The organism is Nostoc sp. CHAB 5715 (assembly GCF_020829685.1).
GTDB lineage: Bacteria > Cyanobacteriota > Cyanobacteriia > Cyanobacteriales > Nostocaceae > Nostoc.
This window is the reverse complement of sequence record NZ_JAIVFR010000106.1, coordinates 1-11301: the sequence shown is the minus strand read 5'-3', so window position 1 is coordinate 11301 and position 11301 is coordinate 1. Positions and strand designations below refer to the sequence as shown.

Here is an 11301-nt window from a genome sequence, read left to right as displayed (position 1 = left end):
GACTGGAACAGGAGATGGCAATTTACAACAGTGCGATCGGTCAAATCAAGCAAGAAACAGTATTTAACTGGAGCGCGATTTATCGGCAGAGTGTCTTGAACTTGATAGGTACTGCGGAAAATCCGCATCTTTTAATTGGTGAAGCCTACGATGAAGAGAAAATGTTGCCGACTCACCTTGAAGCAAACGATAGCATGGGACTGTTATATTTGTATTTAACTAAACTGCATCTCTGTTGCTTATTTCAGAAATACTCTCAAGCGGTTGAAAATGCTAGCTTGGCAGAAAATTATTTGCATGGTGGCATAGGACAATTAGTTTTTCCTATTTTCCATTTTTATGATTCACTAGCTAGACTAGCGGTTTATTCTGATGTTGAAGAATCTGAACAAAAACAAATCCTAAACAAGGTTGTTGTCAATCAAGAAAAGATGCAGCACTGGGCAAATCATGCCCCGATGAATTATTTGCATAAGTTTTATTTGGTTGAGGCAGAGCGGCATCGAGTTCTCGATCAATATATAGAGGCAATGGATAATTACGATCGCGCGATCGCCTTTGCTAAAGAATATGAGTATATCAACGAAGAAGCTCTTGCCAACGAACTTGCCGCTAAATTTTATCTAGAACGGGGCAAACAAAAGATTGCCCAAACCTACCTAACTGATGCCTACTATGGCTACATTCATTGGGGAGCGTTAGCCAAAGTTAACGATTTAACAAAACGCTATCCCCAATTACTTACTCCTATACTCCAGCAAGAAAAACTGAGTATCCATTCTAGCGATGAAAGCACTTCTGTCAATAACATCTCTATATCATCTTTACCTACCTTAAGCGATCAACAAACTGTTATTGGCTCGAAGAAAAGTATTTCTGACTCTCTGGATTTAGCCGCATTCATTAAAGCATCTCAAGCCCTCTCTGGGGAAATCGAGCTTGAGCGACTACTTTCTACTTTAATGCAAGTTGTTATGGAGAATGCAGGAGCCTCTAAATGCGCTTTAATTTTGAGTGAAGGTGATAACTTAGCATTAACTGTCGCAGTGGTGTGTTCCAATTCGCATTTTGATCATACCTACACTGAGTTTCCATCAACTTGCCTTGAGTTAAGCTACGATGTTCCTATTACTTTGATTAACTACGTTAAACGTTCCAGAGAAATCTTGGTTATTGATGATACAAATACTGTTCATTTTTTAGCAAGTGATAGCTACATTATTACTGAAGAACCTAAAAGTTTGTTGTCTATACCTCTTCTAAATCAAGGTAAATTGATTGGGATTCTTTATCTAGAAAATAATCTGACGACAGGAGCATTTACACGCGATCGCGTAGAAGTTCTCAAACTTCTCACCACTCAAGCAGCAATATCTCTAGAGAATGCTATCCTCTACAAAAATTTGGCGCAAGCTAAAGAAAGCTTGGAAGATTACAACCATACTTTAGAAGAAAAAGTCCAGGAAAGAACGCAGGAACTAAATGATAAAAATCACTGTTTACAACAAACTCTACAGGAATTGCAACGTACCCAAATCCAATTGATTCAAAGTGAAAAAATGTCTTCTTTGGGACAAATGGTGGCAGGAATTGCCCATGAAATCAATAACCCCATTAACTTTATTCATGGCAATATTAATCATGCTAGTCAGTACGTCCAAGACTTGCTAGATTTAATAGCTCTTTATCAGCAAGAATATCCCCAGACTTCGCCCTTAATTGAGGATAAAGCTGAGGAGATTGACATAGATTTTCTAGTAAAAGACTTGCCAAAGATTCTAGATTCAATGAAAATGGGGAGTTCGCGGATTAGGAATATTGTTTTGGGCTTACGCAACTTTTCTCGCCTAGATGAATCTGAGATGAAGCGTGTAGATATTCATGAGGGAATAGACAACACCTTAATGATTTTACAACACCGCCTTAAAGAAAAGAATGGTCTTCCTGAAATTGAAGTTATCAAAGAATACGGAAAATTACCGGAAGTTATTTGTTATCCTGGTCAACTAAATCAGGTGTTTATGAATATCTTGAGTAATGCGATTGATGCTTTAGAAGATTCATTTGTCATTGATCATCCATCATTGGTAAATCACAAAGAACAAATAATAAAAGACATAGACGCATCATCGGCTTCTCGTAGGGTAGGACAAATTCACATATTTACTGAACTAACAGATTCTAATACGGCGATAATTCGGATTGCCGATAACGGTTCTGGCATGACAAAAGCGGTGCAGCAGAAAATATTTGACCCATTTTTTACCACCAAGCCGGTAGGAAGTGGCACGGGGTTGGGGTTGTCGATTAGCTATCAGATTGTCGTGGACAAACACAAGGGTAGTTTAACCTGTGATTCCACATTAAAAGAGGGGACTGAGTTTGTGATTGAGATACCAATGCAACAGTCAGATATCTAGACTAGTAGTCTGTCCCATTAGTTTTGCTAGGTGAATTAGTTGTTAAACTTCTCTTCTTTACCTCTTCCTTCGTGTACTTCGCGTCTTCGTGGTTCGTTCTCTTACCTCTCAAAATTAATGGGACAGACCACTAGTGCCGCAAGGCAGAAGTCAGTAAGAGGCAGGGGACAGGGAAAAGGGAGTAAGAACTGTCTCTTGTTGACGCGCACGTTGCCCTTTAATTACCATCTTGACTCCACTGGCTGGCGCAAGGGTAAAACCTCGACGCTCAGGCCGTTCTCTTCGTCGATCAACTAGCTCTAACTGATAGCGTGACAGAATAGTTGCTAATACTAGCTTCATTTGAAATATAGCCAAAGCCTCGCCAATACAACGACGGACACCACCACCAAAGGGTAGAAATTCGTAGGGAGAAAATTGCCGTTCTAAAAAGCGCTCTGGTTGAAACTCCTTCGGTTGGGGATATAAATCTTCACGCTGATGAATGAGATAAATACTCGGAAGCATTACAGTCCCAGGCTCTAAAGGATGTCCCAGTAGTTCTACAGGTTCTTGCACTACTCTGGGAAAAGAGAACATTAGAACGGGGTGAATTCGCAAGGTTTCATTACAGACAGCACTTAGATATGGTAGTCGGTAAATGCTCATGGGATCTGGAGAATCACCGAGGGTATCCAGTTCCTGAAGTAGTTTTTCACGGACTAGGGGCTTTTGGTGAATCCAATACAATCCCCAAGCCATTGCTGTTGCTGTAGTTTCATATCCGGCAACGATTAGAGTCATCAACTGATCGCGCAACTCTTGATCTGTCATTGGTTGACCAGTGTCATCCTGTGCTGATATCAGCATCGATAAGATATCGTTGCGCTCTGAATCATTTTGCTCCCTGCGATCGCTAATTTCAGCATAGATCAATTGATCAATTTGCTGGCGATCGCGCAGAAACTTTCCCCAAGGACTCCAAGCTCCTAAATCCTGTTGCAAGAATGAGAAAAACAATAAACTAGAACTCAAAGGTGACCGAAAAAGATCCAACATCTGCGGCAATAAATGCTTAAGTTTTTGAAGTTTTTCTTCCTCATTCAAGCCCAAGACAACCTGTAAAATGATTTGTAGGGTTATCTCCTGTGTTAAGTTCCGAGCCAAGAAGTGCTGATTTAGTGGTAACTGATTAAAAACTTTTGTACACAAACCACAGATCCGTTGACCATAGGCTTGCATTCGCTCTCCATGAAAAGCAGGCATCACAAGTTGTCGCTGTTGTTTGTGACGAGTACCCTCTAGTAAGGCAACTGAATATTCCCCTACTAAGGGTTCTCCAATTTTGTTCATCTTGCCGACAGCAGCAAATTTCTTTCTATCGTTGGTTAAAATTTCCTGGATTGCTTGGGGATGGTTCACGAATACTACAGTGTCACCAAAACCAATTATCTTACCAGTAAAAATGTCGGGATACTGTTGAGCAGCTTTTTCCATATACCGAACAGGATCAGCAACCCATTGAAGCTTTTGGAGAAAAGAAGGGGTTTTTAGAGGATTAGGTAGTTGCATTTAATGGAAAGGGGTAAGGAGATATCATGAGATAACGGTTATATTGCTTCTTTCTGCTGTGGCATTAAAATCAAAATTTCATAGTGACCTTTAAAAAGTAAAAGCCCAACCAATATAATCAACATAGTTGTATTGATTGGAACTGATGAAGGAGCGAGAGAGCCAATCCAACTTTCCTTTTTTATTTGTCAGCTATAATCTTTAATTAATATTTAGCTAGCTCGAGCATTTCTACAGTTTTGTAGCGAGCCGTGAAGGAATACCAATCGAGGTTGCCACGTATCCAAGCATGAATTCCTAATATATATTTTGCAAAATCAGCATCTATCTCTTCTCCAAAAGATGGAATATTTGCTTCCAAATATATCAATTTTTTTATTTCACAATCATGCATTTCTATAGCACGATTCATTGCTTCTTCTAGAGGAATTTTGTGCTGATAATGTAGTACAAATACTAAATTATGAACATGACCAGTTGCCAATTCCCTAGATAATGAAAAAATATCATTAGACCAGCCAAGAAGGTTATTTGTAATCTCATTAAGTTGTTTAAAAATATCCCGTTTTCGTAAAAAATCAGGAATTATCAACTGATCACAAAATTCAATTAATGGCAAGGCAACATCTGCGCCTGCGCTTAACCTACGCATTGTAATATAAGTGTCGGTATCGGGTACAATCCCATATACACGGTTATTTGCTTCCTCAAAACAACCGTATAAATATTTCGCAAAGCCGCAGAGAAAATAATTTAGCCATTTCACGCTTGCTTTTTCAAGCATCCGCTCTCGTAAGTTACTTAAAGCATGACTAAGAGGTATATCGTGGCTTGTAACTTCTGCCCCGTTCAATATTTCTAAGAATCTCTTGTGAATAGCTTTTAGAGATTCAGGTTTTGTTTTCAACTCTGATAGATCGCATTGATCATCCCAAATAAATAGCCAACTCAACCAGTCATTTGCTATCTTCAGTTCTTGAAAGTTGCAATAGGGATAAGTAGTAGCTGCCATCAAAAAAAATTTAGACTTGCAGAAACGCTGATAAGATGATTCATTTGCCAGAAGATTGAAACCAAGTACCCATTCAAGACTGTATTCTTCCAGAAAATCAATATTTTTATTGATTTGTGATGAAAAAGGGCAGTATAAATCTGAAGAAATTAATTTTTCCATAACCAATATAGTTATTCAAAATCTACAACATCAATTTTTGGAAATAAATTATTTAAATACCAATTTTTCTCCAGTGTGTAAATTATATTTACGCCACAATCTTGATATTTAAAAATATATAAACTTTCCAGTACTTAACTGTTTATTGTGATTGTTTTTTCTTAAAAAGATATCCGGAATCATACTGGATTAATATTTTTCAAAAAAAATATTATTTACGTAAATGTGTGTTCAGGATAAATACAGATAACAAACTTACAAAGTCAGTGAGAGGTCAGCAGCAGTAATTTTATTTTTACAAAAAAGACACTACTTGTCTCAAACAACAAGAGTATTAATAACTAACTTCAGAGCGATCGCCTTCATTAAAAATATTGTTCAGTAGCAATATTGTTCTGAATTAACACTACTTTTTTCAAAAAACAAGGGTAATAATGACTAATTTAAAGCCAATCGCCTTGATGAAAGAGGATGTTCAGGTGTACTCAAAGTTAAGATTGGTGGTTCATGTTCATACTGTAGCGATCGCCCCCGTGGTCGCATAGAGCAATTTAGTGTGAGAATGTTGCTGTTGTCAGAGTTTTTGGGAACTATAGGATTGTTAGGCTATAAATTTATCAGTCAGCCCGCTAATAAAATAAAAGTGACTTAGCTGCGATCGCAAAGCCAACACTGAATAAGTAACAAGGAGTTAAATTCATTTAAATACATGAATTACAAGACAGATATAAAAATGCTTGATTTACCAGAAGATAGTTTGATTTTAGTGGTAGATGATACTACTACAAATTTAGAAATTGTCTTTAACATATTAACTAACATAGGTTTTGACGTTATTACAGATAATAATGGAGAAAGTGCAATTAAGCAAATTGAGTCTAGACTCCCTGATTTGATTCTATTAGATGTAATGATGCCGGGAATAGATGGGTTTGAAACCTGTAAAAGATTGAAAGAAAACTTAGCTACTTCTGATATTCCAGTAATTTTTATGACGGCTGATTCTGATACTGAGAGTAAGGTTAAAGGTCTAAATATAGGGGCAGTTGATTACATCACTAAGCCCTTTCATGAAGAAGAATTATTAGCTAGAATTCAAACCCATCTTCAATTACGAAATCTCACAAAAACTTTAGAAAAACGAGTTGCAGAAAGGACAGCAGCGTTGTCTAAGGCATTAAAAGACTTACAAGAGTCTCAACTTCAGCTTGTACAGATAGAAAAAATGTCTGTCCTTGGTGAATTAGTAGCAGGAGTTGCTCATGAAATTAATAATCCAGTTGGTTTCATTCATGGCAATCTCGGACACGCTTCAGTATATTTCCAAGACATGATTAACCTGATTAATCTCTATCAGCAGCACTATCCTAATCCGGTTCCAGAAATTCAAGAGGAAATTGCAGCAATAGATTTAAAGTATATGCTTGTCGATCTACCTAACTTAATTTCCTCAATGAAAGAGGGTGTTCAGCGCATTCGCAACATTAGTACTAGTCTAAGAACCTTTTCTCGAGCAGATAGCGATCGCAAAGTTTATTGCAACATTCATGATGGCATTGACAGCACAATCATGATTCTCAAACATCGCTTAAAAGCATCCGAAGATCGTCCCGATATTCAGATAATTAGAGATTACGGTAATTTGCCAGAAATAGAATGCTTTATCGGACAACTAAATCAGGTATTTATGAACTTGTTAGCTAATGCTATTGATGCTTTAGAGGAGTCTAATGTAGGGCGCACCTATATTGAAATTGAAGCAAATCCCAATCAAGTTTTGATTCAAACTAGCCTCACTGAAAACAAAAAACATATTTTGATTCGGATTAAAGATAATGGCGTGGGAATGTCACCTGATGTCCAGCAAAAAATCTTTGACCATTTATTCACCACCAAGCCTGTGGGTCAAGGCACAGGATTAGGGTTATCAATTGCTCGTCAAATTATTGTCGAGAAACATGGAGGAACTCTAGAAGTAAATTCAACACCAGGACAAGGTTCAGAGTTCATCATTAAGCTTTCCATTTGAAAATCATATAGCAATCCTATCTGATTTGTGAAAATTCTCAGTGTCCAGATCCCCGACTTCTTTAAGAAGTCGGGGATCTAACTTTTCACGAATGATTTTGGATTGCTATATTTGGAGTTATTGGAGTAATACTTAGAGAACTCTGAGGATATAGGATAGAGATATACTTTTATTCCCCTTTCCCCGATAACGGGGTTGAGAGAGTGAGCATTTTATGAGTATGATTTTATATTTATGCTTAAATGAATGCTGAAATTAAGATATTTGAGCATTAGATGAGTATTTGAGATAGAAAAGGGTAAAAGTATAGATTTTGTGTTACTTCAAGGTTTTCTCAACTTAAACAAACCATTTGACTGGACTTCCCACGACTGTGTAGCGCGGGTGCGAAAATTGTTGCGCCTCAAACGTGTAGGACATGCGGGAACCTTAGATCCATCTGCTACAGGAGTTTTACCAATCGCTCTTGGTAAAGCCACAAGATTATTGCAATATCTGCCAGAAAACAAAGCTTACAAAGCCACCATTCGCCTGGGTGTGCGTACCACAACCGATGATTTACAAGGTGAAATCATCACTTCTCAACCTTGTGCTGGATTGAATTTGGCACAGGTGAAAAGCGTATTACCACAATTTGAAGGCAAGATTGAGCAAATACCACCGAGTTACAGTGCAATTCAAGTGGATGGGAAACGTCTCTACGATTTAGCACGCCAAGGTAAAACGGTGGAAGTTCCAGTGCGAACAGTGGAAGTTTTTCAGATAGATATTTTAGACTGGAGAGAAGGGGATTTTCCCGAATTGGATGTGGCGATCGCCTGTGGATCTGGTACATATATTAGAGCGATCGCTCGTGATTTAGGTGCAATTTTAGAAACTGGTGGCACTCTTGCAGCTTTGATTCGTACCCAAAGCAGTGGTTTCGATTTAACAGATAGTCTCACTTTGACCGACTTAGAAACTAAACTGCAAGCCGGAATATTTCAACCGATTTGTCCAGATGCAGCTTTACAACATTTGTCATCTGTTGCTTTACCAATAGCATCTGCTCAAAAATGGTGTCAAGGTCAGCGAATTTCTCTAACTTTCGATGTTTCTGAAATAGTTAGAGTTTATGATGAAGAGACTCGCTTTTTAGGTATTGGGCAATTACAAGATGAAGTGTTAATTCCCCAAATGGTTTATGAACCGATTTCTTAAAACTGTGATAAGCTAAAGGGTTTAATTTAAACACATTTGGTCAGAATGTGTAAAATTATCATCAACAGTAAATTAAATGGTAGCTCTACCCAATAGTTGGGCAGATATTGAATCTGATATCACATATCAAACAACGAGTGATTTGCTAGTTTCCTTTAGCCAAGAGCAAATAAAACTGGGAATAAAATATGACCATAATGGGAAACATTTAAAAGCGATTGAGAAAGGGCAAGTTCCGCCACGCGCTAATGCTGGGCTTGTTGCTTCCCAAGAAGAGGGGTACGATTTGAAATCAAAAGTGTTAGGTAAAGGCGGCGATAGGCGGTTTCATGCAAAGTTTATTGATGGTGTGTTGCACTTTCCAGGTTTGGTAACAGAACATTAGTGCAGAATAAGTATGACAAGACTAGAATTAAAAAATCACCCAGTATGGCGGGATTTGACTGAAATCTTAGAAAACTTAGATGCCCGTAGACTAGTTCTAGAACATCTCGAAGTATGTGATTATAAAGTTTGCGGCTACTGGGATGAACAAGATAAATATTATGAAATAATTACTTTGCCTCGTATCCTCGAAACAGAATTAGTTAGCAGTTCTATTGGCTTTACTCACAAAAAACGCTTTCTAAAGCTAAAGTTTGTCTTCACAGTCTCTGGTATTGATGCTGTAGATCAGCCAAGTCATAACGCTCAAAAAATTGGTGAGTTGCTTCTTGTCTATGATGAAAATCTAGGATTTGTAGATGAAAATTGGCTTTTAGATATTAATTCCCCTTTTTTGGATATCAAACTTCCTCACACCTGAATACTGTAGCAGCTTGAACTGTAATCGGGGAGCATCCCACTTTTTTACATGTCATTGCGAGGAACGAAGCAATCGCAAAATTCTTCAGGTCAAAACGAGTCCATGAGATTGCTTCGTCGTTCCTCCTCTCTACGAGACGCACTCGCGTTCGCTATGACAGTTATTCTCAAGAGCAAAATAAAAACTGGGATGCACCCCTGTAATCGAACACTGCAATGCTTGGCAGCTAGCCGTAGGACACGATTAGAAAAATAATATAACGAACTATTATGACAGAAAGACCAAATCGAATTAAGGCAATTCTAGAGCGGACAGCAGAAAGGGCTGAAGCGAATATGACAACGATAGAAGCGATCGCTAGACAGGAGAACGACGAGTAATGAGCGATCGCTATACCACAACTGCTGCACGTCTCAATGTCTACATCCAAGGTCAAGGATTCCCCATTCTGGGCTTACACGGTCATCCTGGTACTGGTCGTAGTCTATCTGTCTTTACCAATCATTTATCAAAACGTTATAAAACTTTTGCCCCTGATTTACGTGGATACGGCAAAAGTCGCTGGAATGGCAATTTTGATATGAATGACCATTTGACTGATTTAGAAGCGCTGCTAGACCGCTTTGAGATTGAAAAGTGCCTAGTATTAGGATGGTCACTTGGGGGCATTCTGGCAATGGAACTGGCATTACGTTTGCCAGAGCGGATTACAGGGCTGATTTTGGTGGCGACAGCCGCAAAACCCCGTGGCAGTCATCCTCCTATCACTTGGCAGGATAATTTGTATACTGGCGTTGCTGCCCTAATAAACTATATAAAACCGAGTTGGCAATGGAATATTGAAACTTTTGGCAAGCGATCGCTTTTTCGCTACTTAATCCAACAACATACATTTACCACTTACAAGTACATCGCCACTGATGCAGTACCAGCTTATTTGCAAACCTCTCCTGCTGCGACTCGCGCCCTCTATAGTGAAATTCAATCGGGATACAACCGACTTCTAGCTTTGGAACAAATACAATGTCCTAGTTTAGTACTTGCTGGTGAGCAAGATCGCCATATCACATCTGATTCCAGCTTAGAAACTGCTCAACACCTCAACAATTGTCAATGGCAGTGCTATCCCAACACCGCCCATCTTTTTCCGTGGGAAGTCCCCCAGCAGGTGCTGAATGACATTGACCATTGGCTCGAAGTTCATCCGCAGGTAATTGTAGTCAATAGTCCACGGGCTTTTGACTCTTGAGCAAATAATTCGTAATTAAAACTCGCAATTACAAATTACGAATTACGAATTACAAATTACGAATTATGTTGACTCTGGCCTAACTTAACTTAAATCTGACCGCTAAAGACAGGCTTTACTTTGCGGTCAAATCTTTCCCCCAAGTCTTCAGCGATTGTTAAGGTATTAGGTTTGCAGCGCTTGATATTCACAGAAATTCCCTGCGCTCCTTCGATCTCCAAATCTTCTATATATCCAATGCTTGACAATTTTGCATCAGAAGAACTTAGAAATGGCCCGAAGTAGTACGTGCAACGGGGATTTTGCGTCACAATCTCTACCCACCAAGCCAAGCCAATGAAGTCGAATGTGTTAATTAACACTTCCTTGAGGTTATGCCAAATGGTTTTCATAGTTTTCGCCAATTTATAAACGTCTACAGGGTGTTAAACGATATCTTGCTTTATTATCTTTTACATTTCTTTATACTCTGTTACGGTTATTTTTTCAAAGAGGTTTTTTGTAATTTATCTAAGTGCAGGGTATTTAGCGATCGCTGGCGATAAATTTCATAAAGTGTCATACCTGCTGCTACAGAAGCATTGAGACTAGGAGTCTTACCGTGTAGAGGAATCGATACTAAGAAATCACAGGAGCGTTGAGTTAACATACTCAGACCTTCGCCTTCTGAGCCAATTACCAAAACGATTGGGCCAGTGAAATTGACTGTATGCACAGGTTCGCTTCCACTTGCAGCAGTGCCGTAAATCCAAAAGCCAGCTGATTTTAATTCTTCTAAGGCGCGGCCGAGGTTGACAACTCTAGCTACAGCAAAATTTTCTAAAGCGCCTGCTGCTACTTTCATCACAGTGGAAGTAATCCCAGATGCCCTTC

General features: G+C 38.8%; 10 protein-coding genes. 6 read left to right on the top strand and 4 right to left on the bottom strand.

What is annotated here, in order from left to right; genetic code table 11:
* Positions 1-2420 (top strand): ATP-binding protein (locus LC574_RS08365; RefSeq protein WP_229452817.1); only part of this gene is annotated, 2420 nt, incomplete at its 5' end.
* Positions 2421-2570: 150 nt separating this feature from the next.
* Here LC574_RS08365 and LC574_RS08360 read toward each other — a convergent pair.
* Positions 2571-3971 carry a cytochrome P450 gene (locus tag LC574_RS08360; protein ID WP_229452815.1) on the bottom strand — a complete coding sequence of 467 codons (1401 nt, stop codon included), beginning with the start codon at positions 3969-3971 and terminating at the stop codon, positions 2571-2573.
* A gap of 205 nt (positions 3972-4176) precedes the next feature.
* Positions 4177-5145 (bottom strand): terpene synthase, encoded by a 969-nt coding sequence (locus LC574_RS08355; protein WP_229452813.1) that lies wholly within the window; start codon positions 5143-5145, stop codon positions 4177-4179.
* A 709-nt stretch (positions 5146-5854) separates the two neighbouring features.
* Here LC574_RS08355 and LC574_RS08350 point away from each other — a divergent pair.
* The 5 genes from LC574_RS08350 to LC574_RS08330 all read left to right on the top strand — a co-directional run bounded on the left by LC574_RS08350 (position 5855) and on the right by LC574_RS08330 (position 10428).
* The gene (locus LC574_RS08350; protein ID WP_229452811.1) at positions 5855-7174 is read left to right on the top strand and encodes a sensor histidine kinase; all 1320 of its coding nucleotides are present in this window, start codon (positions 5855-5857) and stop codon (positions 7172-7174) included.
* A gap of 315 nt (positions 7175-7489) precedes the next feature.
* Positions 7490-8374, top strand: a complete 885-nt coding sequence (gene truB / locus LC574_RS08345) for a tRNA pseudouridine(55) synthase TruB (RefSeq protein ID WP_229452810.1) — start codon at positions 7490-7492, stop codon at positions 8372-8374.
* Positions 8375-8450: 76 nt separating this feature from the next.
* Positions 8451-8759 (top strand): hypothetical protein, encoded by a 309-nt coding sequence (locus LC574_RS08340; RefSeq protein ID WP_229452809.1) that lies wholly within the window; start codon positions 8451-8453, stop codon positions 8757-8759.
* 12 nt (positions 8760-8771) lie between these two features.
* Positions 8772-9179 carry a hypothetical protein gene (locus LC574_RS08335; protein WP_229452807.1) on the top strand — a complete coding sequence of 136 codons (408 nt, stop codon included), beginning with the start codon at positions 8772-8774 and terminating at the stop codon, positions 9177-9179.
* A gap of 379 nt (positions 9180-9558) precedes the next feature.
* The gene (locus LC574_RS08330) at positions 9559-10428 is read left to right on the top strand and encodes an alpha/beta fold hydrolase (protein WP_229452805.1); all 870 of its coding nucleotides are present in this window, start codon (positions 9559-9561) and stop codon (positions 10426-10428) included.
* 89 nt (positions 10429-10517) lie between these two features.
* On the opposite strand, the gene LC574_RS08325 is transcribed toward LC574_RS08330, so the two are convergent.
* Positions 10518-10820, bottom strand: coding sequence for a DUF1816 domain-containing protein (locus LC574_RS08325; protein ID WP_229452803.1), 303 nt, complete (start codon positions 10818-10820; stop codon positions 10518-10520).
* 86 nt (positions 10821-10906) lie between these two features.
* Positions 10907-11301, bottom strand: a 395-nt coding sequence (locus LC574_RS08320) for an RNA methyltransferase (protein WP_229452802.1), incomplete at its 5' end; no start/stop codon positions are given.